This window comes from Metabacillus fastidiosus NBRC 101226, assembly GCF_001591625.1.
In the GTDB taxonomy this organism is placed as follows: Bacteria; Bacillota; Bacilli; order Bacillales; family Bacillaceae; genus Metabacillus; species Metabacillus fastidiosus.
Genome location: NZ_BCVG01000028.1, coordinates 1 through 26,254 on the forward strand (window position 1 = coordinate 1; position 26,254 = coordinate 26,254).

The following is a 26,254-nucleotide window of genomic DNA, read 5'->3' on the forward strand; positions in this document are numbered from 1 at the left end:
CTTACTGCCCGTTAAGGCTGGGATAAAAATATCGGAGGAGAGAGAATGGAACAAAAACGAGAACAATGGTCATCAAGAATTGGCTTTATTCTTTCCTCAGCAGGAGCTGCTATTGGATTAGGAGCCATTTGGAAGTTTCCGTACGTTGCAGGAATGAACGGAGGTGCAGCCTTCTTTCTAGTCTTTGCAATCTTTACGGTTCTTATTGGACTGCCGATGCTTATATCCGAGTTCATTATTGGCAGGGGAGCAGGAAAAGAGGCAATTTCCGCATATAAAAAATTAGCGCCGAAAACTCATTGGGATAAAGTTGGGAAACTTGGTGTGGTTGGCTGTTTCTTATTACTGTCGTTTTACAGTGTGGTAGGCGGATGGGTTTTAATTTATACTGTTCTTTCCATTATAGGGACAGTTATTAATAAAGGAGCAAATTATCCAGAGCTTTTTGGCTATATTACGAGTTCACCAAGTATAACAATTCTCGGTTTAGCTTTATTTTTGCTTATTAATGTTATCGTCATCACACTCGGTGTTCAAAATGGTATTGAAAAAGCAAATAAGTATATGATGCCTTTATTATTTATCTTTTTTATTATTCTTGTAGTGAGATCTTTAACATTAGATGGCGCAATGGAAGGCGTATTATTTTTCCTTAAACCTGATTTTTCAAGTATAACAGGTGAAGCTGTCTTATATGCGCTCGGTCAATCATTTTTTGCTTTAGCAGTAGGTTTTTCATGTATGGTTACTTACAGCTCATATTTAGGTAAAGATGTAAGTATCCCTTATTCCGCATCATCTGTTGTCATAATGAATATATTTGTATCCCTGCTTGCAGGTCTGGCAATATTTCCAGCAGTGTTTGCGCTTGGACTTGAACCTGCGGAAGGACCTGGATTATTATTTATCGTATTGCCTACTGTGTTTTCTCATCTGCCGTTCGGGGAATTCTTTTTAAGTTTATTTTTACTTCTTTTCCTATTTGCAACTTTAACATCATCTTTCAGTTTACTGGAAATTATCGTTGCTGCATTTACAGAAGGGAAAAAGCGGTCAAGGAAGAGAATCTCATGGGTATCAGGGATAATTGTTTTTATCGCTGGAATACCGGCAGCTCTTTCTATGGGAGTGTTAAAAGAATTTACTATTTTTGATAAAACGGTTTTTGATGCAACTGATTATCTCGTAAGTAATATAATGCTTCCGCTCGGCTGTCTTTTAATATCTATATTCATTTCATTTAAAATGGATAAAAACATCGTTAAGGAGCAATTTAAATTAGGTAATTCCTATCCATCGGTTTTATTCCTAAGTTGGAGATTTTTAATAAGATGGGTCGTTCCGCTTACGATTATTATTGTTTATTTAAATCAACTAGGTTTTATTTAAAAAGATAGAGAAGGGGCTGTTGCATGTAAAGCAACAGCCCCTTTTTTATTTAGCAAAACGTTTAAAGAAGAAGGCGAAAGCTAAAATAATGATTGAACAGATGAATAATGGTAAGGCGATCATACCAATGGCAATTCCTATCCATGGATTCGTAATAGCTGAGACGATGAAGCTTGATATAAAAGCAAGGATAGCTATGCTAATACTAATGATTCCAGGCAGGAAAGCTTTTCTTGAGCGTTTATGGAAATATACAGTTAGTAAACCTAAAAGTAACAGATAAAGACCGATAATTGTATAAGTATTGCTTAAGATACGGTCTAATGTTTTTATAAAGAATAGATTTTTTTCTTCATTTTCGATTTTTAAAGGAACTGTTTTAATTTTATGATCATCAGTATTAATTACATTTAAGTCATATTCAGCAGGATCAGAAGGCCAGTTCATTTGTTTAAGAAAAGCTATTTTATTATTATGATGAAAGAAAACTGGGGAGCTGATAGATTTCTTTAATTTTGTTAATTGTTCCGTGTTCTTTGTCTTTAGATCAGTTAAGAACAATTCATATTCGTATAAGGAGCCTGTTGACTGTTTAGAGACGTCTATATATACAAGTTTGCTTTCATCTGCTGACAGTTGCACGTTATAAATATTATGTGAAGACTGTTTAGGTATATGTAAACGTTCAACAGAGTCATTTAGTACTAATGACTGAAGCTTCTCATATTCTCCATCAAATTCAGTGTAAAAGATTGTATTTCCATTTTTTGATATGAAGAGGGAATCCATTGAAAAATAATCTTTATCAGTCAATTGCTTCTGTTTACCGTCCTTAAGAGAGAGTGAAAACAAATCATATCCATCTTCTGCTATATGTTCATCACCTTTACCAAAATCTTTAGCAGATATTGCAGTGTAGTAGATTGTATCACCTGATGGAGAGAAGATCGCCTGCTCGACATGGCTTTTATTATCTGTAAGTTTAACAGAATCTGTTCCATCAAGGTTTATAATGTGAATAGACTGAATCCCTGTTGAATTCTCAGATAAATAAAGCGATTTTTTTCCATCAGCAGAAAACTTTGGTTCATGATAACGCTCTGAATCTGTTCCCGTCACTCTTTTAATATTAGTACCGTCAATATTGCTTGTATAAATAGCTTCCTTTCCATTAATAAAATAAGAAAAAGCAATAGCAGAGTCATCAGGCGAAATAGAAATATGACTGCCAAGTCCGGTAAAATATTTATATTGATCATTATTTTGTAATAGATTATAAGTTAATGTCGTTAAAAATAGTATAGCGACAACCCAAATCCAGATTACTATGTTACGAGTATTTTTCAATATTTATCCTCCTTAAGTCGTTAAATAATAATCAATATTATCCAATTTTTATAAAATGATAATATGTTTTCACTATAGATATTTATAAGGAATAATGCAAGTACAGCAATAGGAGGTTCAAAGCAATTAATTCAATAGGTCAGCTAGTTTCTGAATATATGTTAATTGAAAAAAAATCTATTCTAATTTTACGGCAGGAACCTATGCTTAATGACTCATTCTTTAATAAGAAAGAATAGATTGTTCGGATCATTTTTACATAATTATTCCATGTTATAATGAAGACGATTTTTTATTAATAAGACAGGCTTACCGGTTTTATAGTGGATTAAGAGGTGTAGTATGTGAGGAAAAATCGAGAGGTAGATAGAATTTCTTTATCCTATTTCTTATAATTTTTTTATCGCCATGATTGTTCCTGTGGCATGTTTGCATTTATGGGCCATTATGTATGTTATTGCTCCTTATAAATATGAGCGCTCTTACTACTTATTTTTCGGAATTTATGGATTGATAAATACATATGTTTACTTCCTTGTTATTCAAAAGCTGCTTTATAGTCATCTGTTTATTCAGGGTAGCATGGCATTTATTACAGGTATTATTTTTTTTATATCATTAATTATCTTCATCAATTGGCTTAATATCCGATTTTTATATTCTGGAACATATGCGAACTTACAGGAAAAGAAGACGAACAAAAATGTAGCTCCTATTACTGCAGCAGCTGGTTTAGGCTATGTAATCGCACATCTGGTTTTAACGTTTATTTACAGTGTTTCGATAAAGATGGCTATTCTTATAATTGTTCTCTCCGTACTTTCCATTGCAACAGCCTATTTTTCCACATTTATTCACCGTTATTTTTTTATTTTGAAAAATGAGGAAATTGTTAAAAAGCTTAGGCCGGAATTCGGATTACCAAAAAAGTGTAGAAAAAATATATAGTTTTTATTAAAACGGAATTATCTATTATGAAGGCAGGGGAGTAAACAGTGTTTTTTAGAAAAAAGAAAAAGGAAGATCCAAATAAAAAGTGGTACAGTATAGGTATTATGACGGAGAATGGTTTAGAGGATGGAGAGTATGAAATATTACTCGATAAATTTTTGGAAAAGGTTGATAATGCAGGAGTAATTACTGATTTAGTGAGAAAAGAATATGATAAGGAACGGTTGGAAATTCTTGAACAAAAATTTGATTATCCAGTTTTATCTTCCCCGGCTTTTATTGTTAGTGAAATTGTACAGGAAGATATTATAAGGGAAACTGAATTATTGGAAAAAAAGCATAAGTGGAAGAAGTTTTTTGGTTTTATTTCACTGGCAGAATATTTGGAAGCTGACCATAGAGCGATATATAATTTTAATCATGCTGTTCTATATACAGACAGCATGGAAGAAGTTATTCATTTTCTTAATCAAAAATCGAAGGAAACGTTTTTGTCTAATCTTAATTAAATTTTCTATCTATACTAATAGCAGGTCATTGGACTTTTAGGAAATAATTGTAGTATTCACTGTTAACCTATTTATATTAGTTAGTTAAAGCCCCTCTCTTTTAAATAAAAAGAGAGGGGCTTTTTCTGTTATTTTAATGAGTATCAAATAAGCAATTGCAGTATCTTTCGGTATAGACCAATGAAGTAATTAGCCATAAACTGTACAAACTATTAAAAAGATACATTGAACTTTTATTAATAAAGACTGTTCACCATTTTATGGAGTAATATTAATTTCCTCAATAGTAACGATATAATTTTTCAATCACTGTATGTTTTTTATTTTGTTACTATAATAAATAATCATTATTATTTATATTTATACAACTTTTTTATGAAACATATTCATATTTATACGGAGGAGAAAAATGAAATCGAAATGGATTTATATATTGTCAATTATTCCTTTCATTGGCTCTTTAGGCTTACTGCCATTCATTAATGGAATTACTATATATGTTTTTGGTATGCCTTTTATTTTCTTTTGGGTTGTTATATGGACATTGGCTATTAGTGGATTTTTAGCCTTGATTTATAAATTGGACCCGCAAAATAAAGAGGAGGAAAGTGAATGAACAGTGCATTAGTTGTTATTGTCTTATTTTTAATTATAGCGTTTTATTTAGGTATAAAAGCAAAGAAAGGCAAGGAAATGAGTCTTGATGAGTGGGCTGTCGGCGGACGTGGATTTGGCGCCTTTTTCATTTTCGTTTTACTTGCGGGTGAAATGAATACGACCTTTACTTTTCTTGGTGGAAGCGGATGGGCATATAGTAAAGGTGCACCAGCAGCTTACATGATTATTTATTTACCGCTTTCGATCATCTTTATGTATTGGTTGGGACCAGCAATTTGGAAGTATGCACGTCAACATAAACTTGTATCACAGTCAGATTTTTTTGTTAGCAAATATAATAGTAGGTTTCTTGGTGTTTTAGTTGCAATAATAGGCGTTATTGCGATGGTTCCTTATCTTGGACTTCAGCTGAAAGGTTTAGGAATTATTGTGTCAGCTGCTTCTTACGGTGCTATTTCTGAGACAACCGCTATTATTATTGGAGCATTTACACTTACTATTTATGTGATGGTATCTGGTATTCATGGTTCAGCATGGACGGCAGCATTAAAGGATATTATGATTTTCCTTATTGTCGTATTTTTAGGTGTATATTTACCATTTCATTATTACGGTGGAATTCAACCGATGTTTGAGGCAGTTGAAAAGATTAAACCGGAATTTTTTACTTTACCTAAAGAAGGTCTAAGTGTTTCATGGTTTATTTCTGCTTCTCTTTTAAGCGCCATTGGCGGTATGGCATGGCCACATTTATTCGGGGCTGTTTATGCATCGAAAAGTGCTAAGTCTATTCGCAAAAATACAATTATGCAGCCAGTTTATTCATTAATCTTAATGTTTGTCTTCTTCGTTGGTTTTGCAGCGATTGGACAAGTTCCAGGATTAGAGGGATCTGAGTCTGATTTTGCTTTATTAAACTTATCAATGCAAACATTTGATCCATGGTTCGTTGGAGTTATTGGAGCAGCCGGGTTATTAACAGCTTTAGTACCTGCATCTATGCTTATGATGGCAACAACGACTTCTTTCTCACTTAATGTGTACAAAGTGCTAGCACCAAAAACTTCTGAGAAGACGATTGCAAGATTAGCAAAATATTTAGTACCTGTCGTTGCATTTATTGCTGTTTATTTTACACTTTATGGCGGGGATACGATTGTTACTTTACTTTTATTAGGTTATGGCTTTGTCGCACAATTGCTTCCGGCATTATTCTTTAGTTTCATGAAAAATAATTTTGTGACGAAATATGGTGCGATTGCAGGTATGATTGCAGGTGTTGGAGTCGTTATGTATACAACAATTATGAATTCTACTGTTGGCTCATTATTCCCTTCACTTCCATCGGTAATTAAAGACTTAGATATAGGAATTATCGCTTTAGTTATTAATCTAATCATTACAATTATTGTAAGTTTGTTAACTGGAAAGCAAAGCATTAATAAAGAAGAGAAGCAGCCTGCTTAGTTCATCAATTAAATATTAAAGATTTATTTTATATAGGAAGGGATGTAGGGAATGATGATCGAAAAAATATTTACAAGACTAGAAGAGATTTATCCTGAAACAGTCCGTTTTCGCAGGGATCTTCATATGCATCCGGAAATCTCTTTTCAAGAAGTAGTAACACCGCAAAAAATTGCAAGGTTTTTAATAGATTTAGGAATCGAAGTAAGAACAGCAGTCGGAGGCCGTGGGGTTGTCGGCATTTTAAGAGGCGGAAAGCCCGGTAAACGTGTTGCTTTACGTGCTGATTTTGACGCGCTTCCTATTCAAGATGAGAAAGATGTTTCATATAAATCAACTATTTCAGGTGCTATGCACGCATGTGGACATGATGTCCATACAGCAGCTTTGCTTAGTGTTGCAAAAGTATTAAGTGAAGTAAAGGAGCATATTAGCGGTGAGATTGTTTTTATTCATCAACATGCAGAGGAATTGACTCCAGGCGGGGCAAAGGCAATGATTGAAGACGGCTGTTTAGACGGGGTTGATGTCATTTATGGAGCGCATGTGATGTCACATATGCCAGTTGGAGAAGTTGGTATTTGTTCGGAAGCTTTCTCTACAGCAGCAGATGAATTTGAAATTGAAATTCATGGGAAAGGCGGGCACGGTTCAGAGCCCCATATTACTGTTGATCCGATTGTGGCTGGCTGTCAATTAGTCATGAACTTGCAGCAAATTGTGAGTCGAAGAGTTGATCCGCAGAAATCAGCTGTGTTAACAGTTGGCTCATTTAATGGAGGGCAAGCTCCAAATGTTATTCCTGATTCAGTTAAAATTAGAGGAACAGTTCGAACATTTGATGAGGATGTACGTGATTTAATGGAAGCTTCGATTGGAAAGATGACAAAAGCTGTTTGTGATAGTGCAGATGCTGAGTATGATTATACATTTCTCCGTGATGCTCCGTCTATGTGGAATGACCCTGATGAAACAAGCAGAGTTGAGGCTGTGGCAAAAACTGTTGTTGACAGTGAAAAAGTGAATAGAATCGCCCCGATGATGGGAAGTGAGGATTTTTCTTACTATCAACAAAAGGTAAAAGGCTGTTATTTCCTGGTAGGAGGAAAAAATCCGGAAATAAACGCTGTTTATCCGCATCATCATCCGAAATTTGATGTTGATGAGCAGGCGATGATTACAATTGGTAAAGTATTTATTGCAACTGTATTGGACTATCTTTCGAAAGAGGCTGAGTAAAAAAACAATGAAATCGAGTTTTCGATTTCATTGTTTTTTATTTTCATAAGATAATTTGTTTTATAAACTTAATTCCAGTAAGATGATAGTAAGACAATTAGAATTTGACAAGTAAAGTGAGTGTAAACAATGGAACTAAGAAATTTACGAGCGTTTAAAGCTGTCAGTGAATATTTAAATATAACAAAGGCTGCTGATTTTTTAGGATATACACAGCCGACGGTTACAACACAAATTAAAATATTAGAAAAGGAGATTGGCCAGCCACTATTTACAAGAGTGGGAAAGCAGACTTTCTTAACACCAACTGGAAAAATGATGAAAGTCCATGTTGATAAAATTCTGACCCATGTTGAAGAAATGGAAAAAGAATTGAAGAAGCTAAAACATTTCCAAGGAAAATTGGTGATTGCAAGTCCTGAATTTTATTGCACACATTATTTATCAGCTATTTTAAAAGCATATTTACAGCTTCACCCAGAAATAAATATAAAGCTTATTTCATGTAATAGTATTGATGCAACTAAAATGGTAAGTGAAAATGAGGCAGATATTGCTGTTATTGCTGGAAGATGCCATTTATCGGAAATGGAATCCACTATTATCGGCAGTGAAGATTTAGTGTTAGTAGCTGCTTCTGAAATAGCAAAAGATCGTGATATTACGTATTTGCTTGAAAAGTATCCATTTCTCATTGACAATAATATTGGCCCAATCTCAGATCATCTTCATCTTTTTGATGAGCTGCGGATGGAACCGAAGCTATTAATGGAATGTAATAGTGAGGAAACAATTAAACGTGCAGTTGTCAATGGGACGGGTATTTGTATACTTGGTTCCGCAAATACTTGCGAAGAAATAGAAAGCGGCAAACTGACGATGCTCCACCGTTTTTCGAAAAGATTGGACACGTCTATTATTTATTTAGAAGATCGTGAAAAAGAAACAGTGATTCAGACATTTTCGGAATTAGTAAAAGATATCTGGGATACTGTAAGAGAAGAAAGTGACTTAAGAACTTGTTAAGTCACTTTCTCTTTTTGAAGAGTTATTTTATTTTGCCGCACCTGTATAATCATCTTCGTCCTTGAAAACTTTATCCAATGCTTGCCATGTCATTAAAGCACAATTATGTCTTGCCTTTAAATGATGTACCCCTTGAAGTGATAAGCTGTCACCTAAATCAACTTTATCTGTAATTTTTCCATGACGAATTAATTGTTCAAATGCTTTTCTTAATGAAGAAATCTCTTTTAATGATTTATTTTCAATTAGTTCCGTCATCATCGATGCAGATGCCATGCTAATACTGCAGCCTTCACCAAGGAAAGCAGCTTTTCTTACGTAATTATGTTCAATGTCCAGAAACAAGGTCATTACATCCCCACAAGTAGGGTTCTTATAATACACTTGTCTTACGTTTTCCCCTTGCAGTTGTTTAAAGTTCCTTTTCTTTCTATAATGCTCCATAATAACTTGCCGATAAAGGGTATCAATCATTGTAAGGAAATCCCCCTCCCTGAATTGTGAAGATAATTTAAAATGCTATTTTGCTATACAATTTTTAAATTGTTCTTCAAGTTCTTTTTTATTGAGATTTTTCCCGATAAATACAAGCTCGCTCACCCGTATTTCATCTTGTTTCCATTTACGGTCGGGTACTCCTGAAAAAAGCATATGAAGCCCTTGGAATAATAGACGATGTTCTATTCCTTTTATATGAAGAATTCCTTTATAACGCAGTAAATCTTCTCCTTTTTCTTGAATAAGATAACTCATCCAGCGATTTACTTTATCTAATTCAAGCGGCTTCTCTTCCCTGAATGCAATGGAGGATACTTTATCATCGTGATGGTGATGATGATGGTCATCCAGGAAGTGTGGATCGATTTCAAGCTTATGGTTTACATCAAATGTATGAATACCTAGAATTTCATTTAAATCTACATTACAATTTTGGGAATGAATTCTCTTAGCTGCAGGATTCATATTTGTAATCCGCTGTTCTACCGTATGTAACTGTTCATCACCTACAAGATCTGTTTTATTTAAAATAATTGTATCAGCAAAAGCAATTTGCTCCTGTGCTTCGTCATGGCCATCAAAATGCTTCGTAATATGCTTACTATCTACTACTGTGACGATACTGTCTACCTCAAATTCTTCTGATAATAATTCGTCCATGAAGAAAGTTTGAGCAACAGGGGCTGGATCAGCAAGACCGGTTGTTTCAATTAATACTCGATCAAAATTCACCTCACCCTGCTCCATTGAAAAAATAAGAGTTCGCAAAATACGAATTAAATCTCCTCTTACTGTGCAGCATATGCAGCCATTATTCATTTCTAAAATCTGTTCGTCTGAATTTACAACTATCTGATTATCAATTCCTATCTCCCCATATTCATTAACAATAACTGCGATTTTTTGATCGTGTTTTTCTGTTAATATACGATTTAAAAGAGTTGTTTTTCCGGCTCCTAAATATCCAGTTAAAATAGTGACAGGAATCTTTTTTGTTTTTATAAATGTCATCATCTTTTTCTCCATTCATATAATTTTTGATACTTTCTTCACTTTTTCTTTATTTTTAAAAATACCAGTGACTACTTCAGGTGTACGTTCGAAACTTTGCCCGTCAAATGAATGGCTTATTTTCTGTTCGTAATTCTTATCAGCGAGAAGGGAGCAAATAAAGGAGGAGGCATCTTCCGGTTTTAAATCGATATACCATACTCCTTTTGGATAATCGATTACAACGCATTTGTCATGGCATCTTCCATTGCAAAGTGTACGTGTTGTATGGATCGTATTATCTGCTTCCCGATTTGAAATCTCCTGGCGGAGAGCTCTAGTAAGTTCTTCTGCTCCAGCCCGGTTGCAACTGCTGCCATTACAAATAAGAATATGATGTTTTGTATTGCTTAAATTCCATGTAGCCATATAGCAAGCCTCCTAAGTAAAGAGAAATTTGATGAAGATTATCTCGTTGGCTAGTTAATTTAAATAATAACCATTCCGATTTATTTTAATTCATTTTTAATCAATAAGCAAATGAAGATAATAATCTAATATTGCAGTATATGTTTTTAAATAGTTCTCAACTTATCCTTTATATCTGTTTAAATGTTACTAATCTAGTAAATATTGAAACATCTCTCCTTAATGATAAACTAAAACTATAAAAACAATGAGAACGGGTTGGATGAATGATGAAGAGAAGAATACTCATTATTGAAGATGAAATAGATATTGCTCGTATAGTAAAGGATTATTTAAATATCAATGGATATGAAACTGCTATTGCTGAAAATGGACAGGATGCATGGCATCTTATTCATACGTTAAATCCTGAATTTATTATTTTGGATCTAACTCTTCCTGATATAGATGGGATTGAACTTTGCCGTCAAATTCGTGAGGAAGTCGATACACCAATTCTTATCCTTAGTGCAAGGGGAAGCGATACCGATAAGGTTCTTGGACTTGGATATGGTGCAGACGATTATATGACAAAACCGTTTTCCTTTACTGAGCTTGTCGCAAGGATAAATGCTCATTTACGCAGATTTGAAAGTTTGGAAAAGAAAAAAGAAAATGACTCCATTTTACAGTTTGGCACAAATGTTATTGATAAAAGTGCATATAAAGTGACTGTAGACAGCAAAGCTGTTTCATTATCAGCAAAAGAATTTGAACTTTTATATTTTTTAGCAAAACATAAGAATCAGGTTTTTACTAAAACTCAGTTATTAGATGCAGTATGGGGATACACAAATTATGGAGATGAGAATACGATAACTGTCTATGTTAGAAGAATAAGAGAGAAATTCGAGATTGATCCGTCAAACCCTAAATATCTTAAAACAATATGGGGTGTCGGTTATAAATTCAGTTTTGATGAAGAGTGAGATTGGAGAAATAAATGTATTTAACTAAATGGATTAAAGGATGGTTAATTGCGGCTAGTATTTGTATCGTTATTATGACGGGAGGTGCAGCTTACTTATTTTTTGACGGCTTTAAAAATGAAAGTGAATCTCCACCTGATTATGTAATTAATCAGGTACGTTTAAAAGTGAGTGACATTATGCTTTACTTGGGGCAGTATTATGAGCATCTTCATGATGATCCAAAGCTTCAGCATACTCTTCAAGCAATATGTGAAAAGAGCGGAATAAATGTAGCAGTGGCAAGGCTGGACGGAGAGATTATATTTACTTCCTCAAAAGAACAATCTATCCAAACGATTGATATGAAAAATGCTGTTCATTATGATTTATACACTTCAAGAATAGACAAAGATCATGTGAAAATTGCCTTTCCTATTGTGGATGATCAAACAAAAGTTCAGGTTGGGAATGCTATTTTTATGATATCCTCCAATATTGTTTCAATTAAAAAGTCTCATACAGTAAATATTGCTGTTTACATAATCATCGCTTTCTTTTCTATCATTTTATTCGTTTTACTGTCTGTCTTAAGAAACAAAATTAAATATCATACTATTCTGCCGATCAGCAGATTAAAAGATTATTCAGAAGCTATTTTAAAAGGTGACTATGAACAAAAGGCACAATATAAAGAAATGGATGAAATAGGAGAAGTTTATGCAATGTTTGATCAGATGAGAATGGAGATTAAACATCTCAGCAAATGCAGGGATGAGCAGGAAAATGCACAAAAAGAGCTGATCTCTAATATTTCTCATGACATAAAGACTCCTTTGACTACTGTGAAAGCTTACATTGATGCAATCATTGACGGAGTGTGCCCAGATCAAGAATCAATGATGGGCTATGTGAAAGTAATGCAAGTGAATACGGATAAAATGGCGAGATTAGTTGAAGATCTTTTATTGCATGCTCTTAGAGAGTTAGGACAGGTGTCTGTCAATCCGACAGAACAGTATAGCAAAGCCGTATTTAGGAGAATTTTAAAGCCTATTGGTCATCTCGTTCAGACGAGCGGTATTACTTTTATAGAACCAGAAGAAATTCCTGATGTTTTAATTAATGTAGATGAGCACAGATTAGAGCAGGTTATTTCTAATCTTATTGCAAATGCTCTAAAGCATACTTCCCCGGGTGATAGTATAAGTGTCACAGTACAGCAGGAGGAAAAGGATCTGAAAGTAACGATAGCTGATACAGGGATGGGCATTCTTCCGGAAGACATGCCTTTTATTTTTGAGCGCTATTTTAAAGGACAAACGGGGCTTCATCATAGACAAAGGAATGAAGGCTATGGATTAGGTCTTTCTATTTGTAAATACATTATTGAATCTCATAATGGACAAATCTCATTTAAAAGTTTAAAAGGGAGCGGAACGGTTTTTTATTTTTCAATCCCTTTATGTTAGATAATAACAGTAATAATTTATTAATATTTCGATAATTTTTATTCAATAACTGCCCTATACAATGAATATATCATTCTAACTAGGAGGGCTGAATAATGACAAAAAAGCCAATTATTAATGCTGTGAATCTTTGTAAAACATATTCAACAGGCAGCGAACAATTTCATGCAATTAGAAATATTGATTTAGATATATATGAAGGTGATTTCACCGTCATAATGGGGAATTCAGGGTCAGGAAAATCTACGCTTCTTTATCTTTTAAGCGGTCTTGATAATATAACCGCCGGAGAAGTGTATTTTAATGGGAAGCGTATTGATAAGTTTAAAGAGAAGAAGATTGCAAATTTTAGAGCTGAGGAAATCGGCTATATTTATCAGAGTATAAACTTAGTACCTGATCTCACAATATTAGAGAATATTACCTTGCCGGGATATATTGCAGGAAGGTCGAAAAGTGAAGTGTACAGTAAAGCACTTTCACTTATGAAGGCAATGGATATTGAAGAACAGAGCAGCCGTCTTCCATCTCAAACTTCCGGAGGACAGCAGCAAAGGGCTGCTATTGCAAGGGCATTAATTAATTCACCAGCTGTTATATTCGCTGATGAACCGACAGGAAGTTTGAACTATGATCAGGGTGTCGCTGTTTTGGATATTTTAACTGAAATGAATCGTAAAGGGCAGTCTGTTGTAATGGTAACTCATGATATAAAGGCAGCATGCAGAGCAGATCGTCTCATTCTTATTAAGGATGGGAAAATTGCCGGTGTATTGGAGTTTGAGAAGTACAAAGGGGATAATACTCAGGACAGAGAAAATGTTATATTTTCTTATGTTTCGGAGAGGGAGTGACCATCATGTACACAGTATGGATGCTCGCATTATCGAATATAAGAAAGAGGAAAATTCAAAATGGATTAACAGCAATACTTATTATGCTGGCAACGATACTGCTTACAACTTCCATTGTTGTTATTTTAAATAACGAAAATTCATTTGAAGACATGCATAATAAAACAAATGGTTCCCATCAATTGCTTCAGTTTGAACAGGGATTGCATGATCCGCAAATAGTACATCAGTGGTGGAAAGAACAAGATGGGGTGAAAGTGTCTGAACTGATACGGTATCGTAATTTGTCCAGAACAGTGTACAAAGACAAGGAAATTCCAAATTTATATGCACATATGATGGAAACACCAAATGTTCCCTTTGCTGTTGATAAACTTATTTTTGCCCAAGGGAAGGAAAGGCTGATTCCTGAAGAGGGTACGATATGGATACCGACTTCTTTAGCATATTCTAATGGTATCTCTATAGGGGATAATCTTACATTTAATTCAGGTGAAAATGCTTTTAAGTTAAAAGTATCAGCAGTTGTTGTTGATATTCCGTTTGGAGCACCTTTTACCACTAATGCTAGGATATGGATGAATACCCAAGACTACAGAAAATATGTTCAATCAATGCAAGGTAAGGACATGTACATGATGGGTCTTAGATTCGATCATTATGATCAAAATGTGAAAGAATGGAGTAATTTTGAGAAATTTCTCGGCACAGCTTATGTTGAATTGAAAACAGAATTTGAAGGAATATCATCATTTTATCTCATTATTAATAAAATAATTGGATTTATCATGATTTTTCTTGGAATTATTATGATAGGTGTCGCTTTATTTACAATTGGATTTACTATTTCAGATGCTATTTTAGCTAGTTATAAAACAATCGGTGTTCTGAAATCATTAGGCTTATCATCAATTAAAATAATAAGCACATATGTCGCTCAATATGCTTTTTTGACTATTATTTCGATTATTCCGGGTTTGATTTTCAGTCATTTTATGTCCCGGATGATAGTGGAAAGCTCCTTATCCAACTTAAAAACGGAAAAATCACAAATTGTTATTCAAGGAACTGATATTTCTTTCGTAGTAGGAGCTGGAGTGCTTTTAATTATCATTGCTTATGTGCTCATTTATGCAAATAAAGTGCGTTTTATACAGCCGGTACAGGCTATTAAATATGGTATGTCAGAACTGGAAAATAGTAAAATGACGAGCCGTTTCAGCTTAACAAAAAGTAATGGAAGCAAATATTCAGTTGTTTTTATGATCGGTTTAAGAAATATATTAAAAAATATAAAAGGCTCGGCTTTGATGATTATTTTAACAATGATCACTTCTGCTGTACTTGTTTTTGGCTTTACTCTTATTAACAGTATTATTTCTCTTCAGCAGACTGCACCATTATGGGGGTATGATTCATCAAATATTGCGGGTACCATTTTTAATAAAGAAGTATTTTCGAAAAAAGATTTAGAAAGAGATTTATTACATGATAAAAGGGTGAAGAATATTGGCTGGTTCAGCCAAAAAAATGGAACTATTCCTCCAAGAGATCAAAATATGGAGTCGATGAATATAAGTATAAACATTATCGAAGGAAACTATGATGAACTTGGGTTTGCAGTGCTGAAAGGAAAGAATCCGCGAAATAAAAATGAAATAGCACTTGGTATTAATGTAGCAAAAAAATTTAATAAAGATGTTGGTGACATTTTAGAATTGTATATAGATGGTAAAAGACAGTCGTTTACTATTACAGGAATTTACCAGGCGATTTCAAATATGTCTAATTCAGTAAGAATCAAATCAGATGTGATAACAGCATATTTGCCTGATTACAGTGATGTGGGAACATGCTATATAAATTTAAAAGATAATAAAGAAGCAGATCGTTTTGTTAATGAATTAAATATGAAATACAAGAAATTTTTAACAGTATACACACAGCAAACACTATTAGACACAGTCTTTAAAGAAGCTATATCTGTTTTAATTATACCAATGAGTATGATGTGTCTGCTGTTTATAGCGGTAACCTTCATTATTATTTATAGTATTTGCCGTATTAATATTAGAAAGGAAAGTAAAACATATGGTATTTATAAATCTATCGGTATGACTTCTAATAGGATTAGAGCGTCTGTAACTGGAGGAATTGCTGTTCTTTCAGCAACTGGTTCTTTCTTCGGTATATTTGCCGGTATTTATGTATTGCCGATTGTCCTTGAAGGTACTCTTTCTAATTACGGTATTGTTCATTTCCCTTTAGTTTTAAATTGGTCGGGAATTATTTTATTCTCAGTTGTGAGCGTACTTTCAGCAGTTCTCGGTTCATGGGTATCTTCTAAAATAATTAATAAAACATCTCCTCGGATTCTTGTTACTGATTAATCGTTAGGATTTTCAAAAAGAAGCTAAATTAGTTTTAGACTCTTTTTAATGTAATGTAGTGAAGTAGATGGGGTTTAGGCGTATTCACTTTATAGAGACTAGGCTTATAAACCCTTGCATTGTCCACCATGTTCCGATAGAATACTAAATGTATTCAATTAAAAATTAAATTATATATTTTCATATAGCTAGTAAATTAAGATGCCAAATAGAGCTTAATAGGGAATCCGGTGCATAATCCGGAACTGCCCCCGCAACTGTAAGTGCAGACGAAATGAAATAGCCACTGTATAAATATATACGGGAAGGCTTCAAAGTAGGAGAAAGCACGAGTCAGGAGACCTGTCTTAGTTTATGTAAGTTTCAGTATTTCTTCGGGGAGTGAGAAATTGAAATGACAGCGTAAAATAGATTGATATATTCTATTTTGGCTCATCGTTTCTGCCGCTCATTTTCCCTGGAGCGGTTTTTTTATTTGTCTAAAACTAAATAGTATATATTGCAAGGTGTATTAGCTTTTCAAAGCTAATAGTAAGAGGGAAGATAGTGAAAGTCTATCACGGTACCCGCCACTGTAATGAGGAGTTTCATTGTATGATGTCACTAATATTAATTGGGAAGACACAATGAAATGATGATTCAAAGTCAGGAAACCTGCCTTGTAATGATACACTTCAAAAAACCTACGGGCTATAGGAAGAAGTGCTGATCATGTGTGATACAAATGTATTTGACAATTTTCCGCACCTCTATTCGAATAGGGGTGCTTTTTATTTTTCTTTAAAAATATTAGCAATATAAAAAGGAGCCGATTTCATGGCTACATGGAATTTAGAAAAAACAAATCATCATGTTCTTATTTGTAATGGAAGCAGCTGTATGAAAAAAGACGCGGAAGATGTAACAGAGGCAATTCGAAGTGAAATTACGAATTTGGATTTAGATCAAGTGATACATACATCAAGAACCCGCTGTAATGGACGCTGTAAAGATGCACCAGTCGTCATCGTTTATCCTGAGGGGACTTGGTATAAAGAATTTACACCTGAACTGGCGAGAACAATGGTGAAAGAACATTTAATAGAAGGAAAAATAATGAATGATTCCGTCATTTATACATATGAGAATGGATCATTTTGTGCGCCAGAAAGCTCAGATTCTATATCTGGAGTCGAAAAGAAAGCTAAAGTGCAACAATGAAGGAGGAACATAGTATGTCTGGAAAGCTGCTTGTCATTGGTTTTGGTCCTGGAAGTTTTGATCATATTACACAGCGTGCTAAGGAAGCACTACAAGAAAGTGATATGATTATTGGCTATAAAACATATGTGGAACTAATCGAGGGCTTATTAACGGATCAGGAAATTATAAGTACTGGGATGACAGAAGAAGTTACACGTGCTCAAGAAGCTGTTAAGCAAGCTGAACAAGGTAAAAAGGTAGCTGTTATTTCAAGTGGTGATGCCGGTGTGTACGGAATGGCAGGGCTCGTTTATGAAGTATTAGTCGAAAAAGGATGGGACCGGAAAACAGGGGTGGAAGTGGAAGTTATCCCTGGAGTATCTGCGATTAACTCCTGTGGATCTATTTTAGGGGCTCCGATTATGCATGATGCATGTACGATTAGTCTTAGCGATCATTTAACACCCTGGAGTTTAATTGAGAAACGGATCGATGCTGCTGCACAGGCGGATTTTGTTATTGCTTTATACAATCCAAAGAGCGGACGCAGAACGAGGCAGATTGCTGAGGCACAGAGGATTCTATTATCTTATCGTTCCCCGGATACTCCTGTAGGACTTGTGAAAAGTGCTTATCGTGAGCGGGAACAAGTCGTTATAACAAATTTAAAAGAAATGCTTGATCATGATATCGGCATGTTAACGACTGTTATTATCGGAAATTCTTCTACATTTTTATACGATGATCTTATGATTACTCCTCGCGGCTATCAAAGAAAATACACATTGGGCCAGACAGAACAGCCTTTAAAACCGCATCAGCGGCTGAAAAAAGAGAATGAACCGTGGGCTTTAGAACAGGAAGAGGAATTCCCAAAAGCAACAGAGGCAGCGGCTCCCATAAAAAAAGAGGAAAAAATTACTTCACGCGCAATTGCTGAACAAGCATTATTATCACTTGGTCATACACAAACGAAGAATGAGACAAAAACAACCTATGTAAAACAAGAGGTTGAATCTATTTTCGAACTTGGCGTAAGCCCAGGGATAGCAAGTAAAAGATTTACACCGCGTCAGCTCATGGTGATGGCAGAAGTTGTAGGGGAAAAAGGAAGAATTGATTATACAAGGGACCATCAAATCAATTTGCAAGTCTACACTTCAAATCCTGATGAAATTACAGGAAGATTACGCGCCGAAGGGTTGATTCTTCTTCCTTTAGGAGATGTCCTAACGATAAAAGCATGTGATTTCTGTGATTGCGAGAAGAAGGAATCGATTCCTTATGCAGAAGAATTACATGAAAGGTTAGGTGGCATGGAGCTTCCGAAAGAATTAAAGATCGGTTTTAACGGCTGTGGAATGGCTTGCTACGGAGCAGTGCATGAAGATATTGGACTTGTATTTAGAAAAGGGAAATTTGATTTATTTTTAGGCGGAAAAACAGTTGGAAGAACTGCACATCCTGGTCAGCCTGTTGCTGAAGGGATAGAATCAGAAGAAATTGTTCCTTTAATTGAAAGAATTGTAGAGGAATACAAAGAAAAAGGTCATCCGAATGAACGTTTATTTAAATTCTTTAAACGTGTGAAGAACATTCAAGGTTACACATATCAGGATATGACACCGAAAATTGAACTTGAACCGGCACCATGTGGTGATTAATACAATAGAGGAGGAAAACAGATGAAAGCAGTTTTATTTATAGGACACGGAAGTCGTGACGCTGAAGGAAATGAACAGGTGAAAGCATTCATTGAAAAGATGAAGCCTTCATTTGATAAAGATTTATTAGTTGAAACATGTTACTTAGAATTCGTGCATCCAACGGTAAATGAAGGAATTGATATCTGTATAAGTAAGGGAGCAACACATGTTATCATTATCCCGATTATGCTTTTGCAGGCGGGACACTCAAAAATTCATATTCCTGCTGCAATAGATGAAGCAAAGGAAAAATATCCGCTCGCTAAGTTTACATATGGCAGACCGATCGGTATTCATTTAGAATCAATTGAAATTTTAAAAACAAGAATTGAAGAAATTGGGGAATACAGCGAAACGCCGGATGAAGAGACAGCTGTTTTACTGCTTGGACGAGGAGGCAGTGATGCGGATGCCAACAGCGATTTATATAAGATTACAAGACTACTTTGGGAGAAAACACCTTTTAGTTTAGTAGAGACAGCTTTCATGGGTGTGACGAGCCCCCTTACCGACGAAGGTGTAGAACGATGTGTAAAACTTGGTGCCAAGAAAATCATTATTCTTCCTTACTTTTTATTCACTGGTATTTTAATCAAAAGATTAGAAGAAATGATCGTAGAATTTCAGGAAAAATATCCATCAATTGAATTTAAATTAGCAGGTTATTTCGGTTTCCATTCTAAACTTGAAACTATTTTAATGGATCGTGTGAACGAAGCGCTGCAAGATGAAGTGAAAATGAACTGTGATACATGTGTCTACAGAATCGAAGCGATGGAACATATTGACCATCACCATCATCATGACCACGATCATGACCATGGACACCATCACGGTCATCATCACCACCATGATCACGATCATGACCACGACCATCATCATGATCACGAGCTGGAGACATCAAAATGATTTTGTTTTTAGCAGGTACAAGTGATGCAAGGGAATTAGCAGTTGAACTGAATAAGACAGGTTTAGAAGTTCTTGCAACAGTTGTAACAGAATCAGCAGCAAAAAGTTTACAGGAAGCAGGAATTAATACGCAAATCGGCCGGCTGACAGCAGAAGATATGAGTGAGTTAATTGCTGAAAAAGGATTTCAAGCAGTGGTTGATGCGAGCCATCCTTTTGCGGAAGAAGCTTCGAAAAATGCGATCGAGGCAGCAAAAGAAGCCGATGTTCCGTATATTCGTTATGAGCGGGAAAGCCAGAAATTTCATGATGATAAATTAATTATCGTTCATGATTATGAAGAGGCAGCAAAGCTTGCGGCAAAAAAGCGCGGTGTTATTATGCTGACTACCGGCAGTAAGACGCTCGAGATTTTTTCAAAAGAATTAGTAGGTTTAGAAGATACAAGACTTATTGCAAGAATGCTTCCACGTATTGATAATATGGAAAAATGCGCACAGCTAGGTGTTGAGCAAAAAAATATTGTGGCAATTCAAGGTCCATTCTCAAAAGAATTAAATAAAGCACTGTATAACCAATACGGTGTTACTTTAATGATTACGAAAGAAAGCGGCAAAGTCGGTTCTGTCGATGAAAAGCTGGAAGCTGCTTTGGAGTGCGGCATTGAAACAATTATGATTGCCCGTCCGGATGTTAATTATCAAAATGTCTACTCAAGTTTTACAGATATTATTACCAATTTGAATAAACAATTAGGGGGAAAATAAAATGGATTTCAAAACAGATTTTAAACCGTTAACAATTGAGCCAGATAAGATTTATGATTACAGCTTTTCAATTATTAAAGAAGAAATGGGTGCACATGATTTTTCAGAAGAAGAATGGATGGTCGTACGCCGTATTATTCATGCTTCTGCGGATTTTGAGTTAGGAAGAAGTGTTATGTTCAATGGGGATGCAATCCAAGCAGGAATTAATGCGATCCGTAAAGGAAGACATGTAATAGTAGACGTTCAAATGATCGAAAGTGGGACAGGTAAAAAACGTTTCCAAAAGTATGGCGGTGATCTGCATTGCTATATTTCAGATGAAGATGTAATGAAAGAAGCGAAGCGTCAAAATACGACGAGAGCAATTATTTCGATGCAAAAAGCAGTTCGTGAAAATGAAGGCGGTATTTATGCGATCGGAAATGCACCAACAGCTTTATTAGAACTTATTCGTTTAATTAAAGAAGGAATTGCTAAACCAGATTTAATTATCGGAATGCCTGTAGGCTTTGTTTCAGCTGCAGAATCAAAAGAAGAATTGGCTAAAATTACAGACGTTCCGTTTATTACGAATGTTGGCCGGAAAGGTGGAAGTACGGTTACAGTTGCTGCTTTAAATGCGATTTCTATTTTAGCTGATCAGGTGAAATAATGGAAAAGAAAGTGAAAAAAGATCCATCTGAAATGAGACATGGCTATACGACAGGGGCATGTGCAACAGCTGTAACAAAGGCAGCGTTAATCGCATTAATTACGGGTGAAGAGCAGGAGAATGCGACGATTCATTTACCGATTGGCCGCGATGCTACTTTTACGATTGAAAAATGTGCAATAACGAAAGATACAGCAAGTTGTGAAACGATTAAAGATGCAGGGGATGACCCTGATGCAACCCATCAGGCACTTATCATTTCAACAGTGAGCTTTGTAGATTCACCAGGTATTGTTTTGGACGGAGGGGTCGGGGTCGGACGTGTGACGAAACCGGGTCTTCCTGTTCCAGTCGGTGAAGCGGCAATTAATCCAGTGCCGCGAAAAATGATTATAACGACTGTACAAGAGACATTAGAAGAGTTTCAAATAAACAGAGGTGTGAAAGTCGTTATTTCTGTACCTGAGGGTGAAGAAATGGCGAAAAAAACATTAAATGGCCGGCTTGGAATTATAGGCGGCATCTCGATTTTAGGAACAAGAGGTACAGTTGTTCCTTTTTCTAGTTCTGCTTATATGGCAAGTATTGTTCAAGCTATTAGTGTCGCAAAAGCCAGCGGTTGTGATCATCTCGTTTTAACGACAGGCGGCCGAAGTGAGAAATATGGAATGGCGCTTCTTCCAGATTTACCAGAAGAAGCATTCATTGAAATGGGTGACTTTGTAGGTTTCTCATTAAAACAGTGCAAGAAACAAGAGATTAAAAAAGTGACTCTAGTTGGAATGATGGGGAAATTTTCGAAAGTGGCCCAAGGTGTCATGATGGTTCATTCAAAAAGTGCGCCAATCGATTTTGGTTTTCTAGCAGAAATTGCTCGCAGTGTCGGGGCATCAGAAGAGCTTGCGGTCGAGATTGAAAATGCGAATACAGCATCCCAAGTCGGAGATATGATGCTCGAGGCGAATCATGATGAATTTTTTAATAAACTTTGTGTGGCATGCTGTCATTCTGCATTAAAAGAAGTAAAAGGCGGAATCAAAATGGAAACTGCCATTTATACGTTAAAAGGACAATTACTAGGAAGGGCTGTTGGCATTGAATCAATCGATTAAATTAATCGGGATAGGAGATAACGGTCAAGAAAGCTTACTGCCGCAATATGCACAATGGATTGAGGAAAGTGAAGTGCTTGTTGGTGGTGAGAGAGTTTTAGCTTTCTTCCCGAATTATCAAGGAGAGAAGATCACTGTAAAGGGTGGTTTAAAAGCAATTGTTGAACGATTACAGGAAGAAAATCGTCCAACTGTTGTTTTAGCGTCAGGTGACCCGCTTTTTTACGGAATTGGCGGCTATCTTTCCAGCAAAATAAATATAGAAGTATATCCATATTTGAGTTCTGTTCAACTTGCTTTTTCGAAAATGGGGGAAAGCTGGCAAGATGCTTATTTCGTAAGTGTTCATGGCAGAAGCATGAAAGGACTCGCACAGAGAGTGGACGGGCGTGCGAAAATAGCATTGCTTACAGATGTTGAAAATAGTCCAAACCGTATCGCTGAATATCTTCTTACCTTTGGTATGACAGAATATAAAGCATTTGTTGCAGAAAATATCGGCGGTGAAAATGAGCAGTACAGATGGTTTACTTTAGATGAAATGAAGGAAGCAGAGTTTTCACCATTAAATGTCGTTATTTTAAAAAGAACAGAAAAAGGTCCTGAATGGTCAATCGGAATTGAAGATGAGGAATTTATTCAGAGAAAGCCTGATAAAGGACTTATTACAAAAAAAGAAATTCGAACGTTAAGTATTGGTGCTTTAAACCTTCAGAAAACAACTGTCGTCTGGGATATCGGAACATGTACAGGCTCAATGGCAATCGAGGCAGCCCGTATCGCAACAGAAGGAGAAGTTTTTGCTGTTGAGAAAAATGAAGCTGATTTAGAAAACTGCTTACAGAACATGAAAAAGTTCCGAACAGATTTTACAGCAGTTCATGGGAAAGCACCGGAAAGATTAGATGAATTTAAAGATCCGGATGCCGTGTTTATAGGTGGTACTGCAGGCGGTATGGAAGCTATCCTATCTATCTGCTGTGAACGACTTAAGGAAAATGGAAGAATCGTCTTAAATGCAGTAACAATTGAAAACTTGTCAGAGGCATTGCAGGCTTTTAAACAAAATGGCTTTGAAACGACGATTACTCTTGCACAAATTTCACGAAGCAAACCAATTTTAAATTTAACTAGATTTGATGCTTTAAACCCAATATATATTATTACGGCTAAGAGAGGGAGTTAATAATGATCGGTAAATTATATGGAGTCGGGGTTGGACCAGGAGATCCTGAACTCATTACAGTAAAAGCATTTAGGACATTGAAAGAAGCAGATGTGATCGCATATCCGAAAAAATTAAGAGGAAGTAAAAGCTATGCACATCGAATTATTGACTGTTATTTTCAGCCTGAAGAAAAAGATATGCTGGGACTTGTATTCCCGATGACGAAGGATCCTGATATTTTAGAGAAAAAGTGGACGGAAACGGTTGAACTTGTATGGGAACAGCTGACACAAGGAAAAGATGTTGCTTTCGTAACGGAGGGAGACCCGCTTTTATACAGTACTTTTATCCATATGATGAATATGATGAAAAGTGCTCATCCTGAAGTGGAAATTTCAATGATTCCAGGAATTTCATCAATCAACGGTGCAGCATCAAGACTCGGTATCCCTCTAGCTGAAGGAGATGATCATGTTGCGATCATTCCAGCGAGAGAAGATTATGATTTAATGAGAAAAGTAATCGAAGAGAATGATTGTGTCATTTTTATAAAGGTTGCAAAAGTAATAGATTTAATGCTTCAAGTATTACGTGATCTTGATTTGCTGGATAAAGCATCTGTAGTAACAAAGGTAACATCAAGTGAAGAAATCGTTTGGAATATTAATGAACTAGATGGAGCAGACCTTGAATATTTAACATTAATGGTGGTGAGAAAATGAAGCTTTCAATTATCGGAGCAGGACCGGGAGATCCGGATTTAATTACAGTAAAAGGATTAAAGCTTTTAGAAGAGGCAGACGTTGTTCTTTATGCGGATTCACTCGTTAATGAGGAGTTGATTGCAAAATCGAAGCCTGGAGCTGAAGTTTTAAAAACAGCTGGCATGCATTTACAGGAAATGGTTGATTTAATGGTTGACCGATTAAAGACAGGAAAAAAAGTCGTTCGTGTACATACTGGTGATCCTGCTGTTTACGGGGCAATTATGGAGCAGATTGCATTATTAAAAAAAGAAGGCGTGGAAGTAGAAATTATCCCAGGTGTTAGTTCTGTATTCGCATCTGCGGCAGCAGCTGGTGCAGAGCTTACAATTCCTGATTTAACACAAACGGTTATCCTTACTCGTGCAGAAGGAAGAACGCCTGTCCCTGAGTTTGAAAAATTAAAAGACCTTGCTTCCCATCATTGTACAGTTGCCTTATTCTTATCTGCAACATTAACGAAAAAAGTAATGAGAGAATTTATTGAAGCAGGATGGGAGAAAGAAACACCTGTCGTTGTCGTATATAAAGCAACATGGCCAGATCAGAAAATTGTCCGTACGACAATTGAAAAATTGGATGATGCGATGAGAGAGAACGGGATTCGTAAGCAGGCAATGATCCTTGCAGGCTGGGCATTAGACGAGGACATTCATTCCAAGGACTTCCGCTCAAAGCTTTATGATAAAAGCTTCACACATGGATTCCGTAAGGGGGTCAAATAATTGGTCCTGTCTTTAGTAGAGAATGAAGAAGCCGTTATTCGTCAGAACGGAGATTATGCTATCGTTGCGATCACAAAGCATGGCGTTGAAACAGCTAGAAGACTAGGTTCTATTTTTCAAGGATCTGATGTTTATTATATGAGCAAGTTTGAAAAAGGGGATGAAGAGCAGAAAGGGATTCAGCTCTTTCAAGGAAGTGTACGTCTTTTACTGCCGTCCCTTTTCAAGCATTATAAAGGCCTTATTTTAATTATTTCTTTAGGCGCAGTCGTTAGAATGATTGCTCCTATTTTAAAAGATAAAAAGACTGATCCAGGTGTTGTCGTTGTTGATGATAAAGCAGAACATGTTATTAGTGTGCTATCAGGTCATATCGGCGGAGCAAATGAATTAACAGCAGAAATTGCAGCTTTACTTGGTGCTGTTCCAGTTATTACAACTGCATCTGACGTACAGAAAACAATTCCAGTAGATTTATTCGGAAAACGTTTCGGCTGGACGTGGGAGTCTGATGAGAAGCTGACACCGGTCAGTGCATCTGTCGTGAATGAAGAAAGAGTGGCTGTCGTAAGAGAATCCGGTGAAAGAAACTGGTGGCATCATGATACACCTCTTCCGGAAAGTATTACAGAGTATGAAAGCATTGAAGAAGCACTGAAGCAGCCTATTGACGGGGCATTAGTTGTAACGCACAGGCTATTAGCGGAAGCTGAGGAAAAAATCCTCGATAACGGTGTTTTATTCCGCCCGAAAGTAATTGTCTTGGGAATAGGATGTAACAGAGGAACGGCAGCGGAAGAAATTGAATCAGTGATAAAAGAAACATTAGATGAACTTCAATTTTCTATAAATAGTGTAAAAGCAGTATGCACAATTGATTTAAAGAAAGATGAAGAGGGCCTGCTGGAAATTACAAATAAATATAATTGGGAGTTCATTTATTATTCTCCGAAACAATTAAATGAGATTTCTATTGAGCAGCCGTCAGATACAGTATATAAATTTACAGGTGCTTACGGTGTAAGTGAACCAGCGGCTAAAAAATACAGCGGTTCTGATAAGCTGGAGATTGTAAAGAAAAAGTCAGGTAATGTAACGATTTCAGTTGCAGTTATTGAACACTGAGAGAAGGGAAATAAA

General features: G+C 35.8%; 25 protein-coding genes and 2 riboswitches. Of the genes, 21 read left to right on the top strand and 4 right to left on the bottom strand.

The features are described 5' to 3' along the window. Positions 1 to 45: 45 nt before the first annotated feature. Positions 46 to 1,389 (top strand): sodium-dependent transporter, encoded by a 1,344-nt coding sequence (locus BFA01S_RS09230; RefSeq protein WP_066228840.1) that lies wholly within the window; start codon positions 46 to 48, stop codon positions 1,387 to 1,389. A 45-nt stretch (positions 1,390 to 1,434) separates the two neighbouring features. On the opposite strand, the gene BFA01S_RS09235 is transcribed toward BFA01S_RS09230, so the two are convergent. Further along, positions 1,435 to 2,736, bottom strand: coding sequence for a TolB family protein (locus tag BFA01S_RS09235; RefSeq protein WP_066228843.1), 1,302 nt, complete (start codon positions 2,734 to 2,736; stop codon positions 1,435 to 1,437). Positions 2,737 to 3,318: 582 nt separating this feature from the next. On the opposite strand from BFA01S_RS09235, the gene BFA01S_RS09240 reads away from it, so the two are divergent. From BFA01S_RS09240 to BFA01S_RS09265, 6 genes are all read left to right on the top strand, one after another. Next, positions 3,319 to 3,684, top strand: a complete 366-nt coding sequence (locus tag BFA01S_RS09240) for a hypothetical protein (RefSeq protein WP_169800454.1) — start codon at positions 3,319 to 3,321, stop codon at positions 3,682 to 3,684. Between the two features lie 47 nt (positions 3,685 to 3,731). Continuing rightward, positions 3,732 to 4,196: a hypothetical protein gene (locus tag BFA01S_RS09245; protein ID WP_066228848.1), complete on the top strand. Its 465-nt coding sequence runs from the start codon at positions 3,732 to 3,734 to the stop codon at positions 4,194 to 4,196. Between the two features lie 409 nt (positions 4,197 to 4,605). Continuing rightward, positions 4,606 to 4,812: a DUF3311 domain-containing protein gene (locus BFA01S_RS09250; RefSeq protein WP_066228851.1), complete on the top strand. Its 207-nt coding sequence runs from the start codon at positions 4,606 to 4,608 to the stop codon at positions 4,810 to 4,812. Then, positions 4,809 to 6,281, top strand: a complete 1,473-nt coding sequence (locus BFA01S_RS09255) for a sodium:solute symporter family protein (RefSeq protein WP_066228854.1) — start codon at positions 4,809 to 4,811, stop codon at positions 6,279 to 6,281. Before BFA01S_RS09250 ends, BFA01S_RS09255 begins: the two co-directional genes overlap by 4 nt. A gap of 54 nt (positions 6,282 to 6,335) precedes the next feature. After that, complete coding sequence (locus tag BFA01S_RS09260; protein ID WP_066228857.1) at positions 6,336 to 7,520, top strand: M20 metallopeptidase family protein; 1,185 nt, start codon at positions 6,336 to 6,338, stop codon at positions 7,518 to 7,520. A gap of 129 nt (positions 7,521 to 7,649) precedes the next feature. Then, a complete protein-coding gene (locus BFA01S_RS09265) occupies positions 7,650 to 8,546 on the top strand; it encodes a LysR family transcriptional regulator (protein WP_066228860.1) in 897 nt (298 codons plus the stop codon). Between the two features lie 27 nt (positions 8,547 to 8,573). On the opposite strand, the gene sufU is transcribed toward BFA01S_RS09265, so the two are convergent. The 3 genes from sufU to BFA01S_RS09280 are packed head-to-tail and all read right to left on the bottom strand — an operon-like array spanning position 8,574 to position 10,463. Continuing rightward, positions 8,574 to 9,020 carry a Fe-S cluster assembly sulfur transfer protein SufU gene (gene sufU / locus BFA01S_RS09270; protein ID WP_066228863.1) on the bottom strand — a complete coding sequence of 149 codons (447 nt, stop codon included), beginning with the start codon at positions 9,018 to 9,020 and terminating at the stop codon, positions 8,574 to 8,576. A gap of 45 nt (positions 9,021 to 9,065) precedes the next feature. Then, a complete protein-coding gene (locus BFA01S_RS09275) occupies positions 9,066 to 10,055 on the bottom strand; it encodes a CobW family GTP-binding protein (RefSeq protein WP_066228866.1) in 990 nt (329 codons plus the stop codon). A 15-nt stretch (positions 10,056 to 10,070) separates the two neighbouring features. Beyond that, positions 10,071 to 10,463, bottom strand: a complete 393-nt coding sequence (locus BFA01S_RS09280; protein WP_066228869.1) for a (2Fe-2S) ferredoxin domain-containing protein — start codon at positions 10,461 to 10,463, stop codon at positions 10,071 to 10,073. A gap of 266 nt (positions 10,464 to 10,729) precedes the next feature. On the opposite strand from BFA01S_RS09280, the gene BFA01S_RS09285 reads away from it, so the two are divergent. The 14 genes from BFA01S_RS09285 (at position 10,730) to BFA01S_RS09350 (ending at position 26,239) form a co-directional block, all read left to right on the top strand. Further along, positions 10,730 to 11,431, top strand: a complete 702-nt coding sequence (locus tag BFA01S_RS09285) for a response regulator transcription factor (RefSeq protein ID WP_412758853.1) — start codon at positions 10,730 to 10,732, stop codon at positions 11,429 to 11,431. 14 nt (positions 11,432 to 11,445) lie between these two features. Next, the gene (locus tag BFA01S_RS09290; RefSeq protein ID WP_066228878.1) at positions 11,446 to 12,882 is read left to right on the top strand and encodes a sensor histidine kinase; all 1,437 of its coding nucleotides are present in this window, start codon (positions 11,446 to 11,448) and stop codon (positions 12,880 to 12,882) included. Positions 12,883 to 12,977: 95 nt separating this feature from the next. After that, entirely contained in the window at positions 12,978 to 13,736 is a 759-nt protein-coding gene (locus BFA01S_RS09295; RefSeq protein WP_082799923.1) for an ABC transporter ATP-binding protein, read from the top strand. 5 nt (positions 13,737 to 13,741) lie between these two features. Further along, positions 13,742 to 16,126 (top strand): ABC transporter permease, encoded by a 2,385-nt coding sequence (locus BFA01S_RS09300; RefSeq protein ID WP_066228882.1) that lies wholly within the window; start codon positions 13,742 to 13,744, stop codon positions 16,124 to 16,126. A 182-nt stretch (positions 16,127 to 16,308) separates the two neighbouring features. Beyond that, a riboswitch (cobalamin riboswitch) is annotated at positions 16,309 to 16,490 on the top strand. A gap of 123 nt (positions 16,491 to 16,613) precedes the next feature. Continuing rightward, a riboswitch (cobalamin riboswitch) is annotated at positions 16,614 to 16,802 on the top strand. A gap of 140 nt (positions 16,803 to 16,942) precedes the next feature. Then, positions 16,943 to 17,326, top strand: coding sequence for a (2Fe-2S) ferredoxin domain-containing protein (locus BFA01S_RS09305; protein WP_066228885.1), 384 nt, complete (start codon positions 16,943 to 16,945; stop codon positions 17,324 to 17,326). Positions 17,327 to 17,340: 14 nt separating this feature from the next. Then, positions 17,341 to 18,972, top strand: a complete 1,632-nt coding sequence (gene cobJ, locus BFA01S_RS09310) for a precorrin-3B C(17)-methyltransferase (protein WP_066228888.1) — start codon at positions 17,341 to 17,343, stop codon at positions 18,970 to 18,972. A 21-nt stretch (positions 18,973 to 18,993) separates the two neighbouring features. Then, the gene (locus BFA01S_RS09315) at positions 18,994 to 19,923 is read left to right on the top strand and encodes a sirohydrochlorin chelatase (protein ID WP_066228891.1); all 930 of its coding nucleotides are present in this window, start codon (positions 18,994 to 18,996) and stop codon (positions 19,921 to 19,923) included. Then, the gene (cobK, locus tag BFA01S_RS09320; protein ID WP_066228894.1) at positions 19,920 to 20,690 is read left to right on the top strand and encodes a precorrin-6A reductase; all 771 of its coding nucleotides are present in this window, start codon (positions 19,920 to 19,922) and stop codon (positions 20,688 to 20,690) included. Before BFA01S_RS09315 ends, cobK begins: the two co-directional genes overlap by 4 nt. A 1-nt stretch (position 20,691) precedes the next feature. Beyond that, positions 20,692 to 21,345, top strand: a complete 654-nt coding sequence (locus BFA01S_RS09325; RefSeq protein WP_066228897.1) for a precorrin-8X methylmutase — start codon at positions 20,692 to 20,694, stop codon at positions 21,343 to 21,345. Continuing rightward, positions 21,345 to 22,457: a cobalt-precorrin-5B (C(1))-methyltransferase gene (locus tag BFA01S_RS09330; RefSeq protein ID WP_066228947.1), complete on the top strand. Its 1,113-nt coding sequence runs from the start codon at positions 21,345 to 21,347 to the stop codon at positions 22,455 to 22,457. Before BFA01S_RS09325 ends, BFA01S_RS09330 begins: the two co-directional genes overlap by 1 nt. Beyond that, entirely contained in the window at positions 22,435 to 23,643 is a 1,209-nt protein-coding gene (locus tag BFA01S_RS09335; RefSeq protein WP_066228900.1) for a bifunctional cobalt-precorrin-7 (C(5))-methyltransferase/cobalt-precorrin-6B (C(15))-methyltransferase, read from the top strand. Before BFA01S_RS09330 ends, BFA01S_RS09335 begins: the two co-directional genes overlap by 23 nt. Before the next feature lie 2 nt (positions 23,644 to 23,645). Beyond that, entirely contained in the window at positions 23,646 to 24,347 is a 702-nt protein-coding gene (gene cobI, locus BFA01S_RS09340; protein ID WP_066228902.1) for a precorrin-2 C(20)-methyltransferase, read from the top strand. Further along, complete coding sequence (gene cobM, locus BFA01S_RS09345) at positions 24,344 to 25,114, top strand: precorrin-4 C(11)-methyltransferase (protein ID WP_066228904.1); 771 nt, start codon at positions 24,344 to 24,346, stop codon at positions 25,112 to 25,114. Before cobI ends, cobM begins: the two co-directional genes overlap by 4 nt. Beyond that, positions 25,115 to 26,239, top strand: a complete 1,125-nt coding sequence (locus BFA01S_RS09350; RefSeq protein ID WP_066228907.1) for a cobalt-precorrin 5A hydrolase — start codon at positions 25,115 to 25,117, stop codon at positions 26,237 to 26,239. Positions 26,240 to 26,254: the final 15 nt, after the last annotated feature.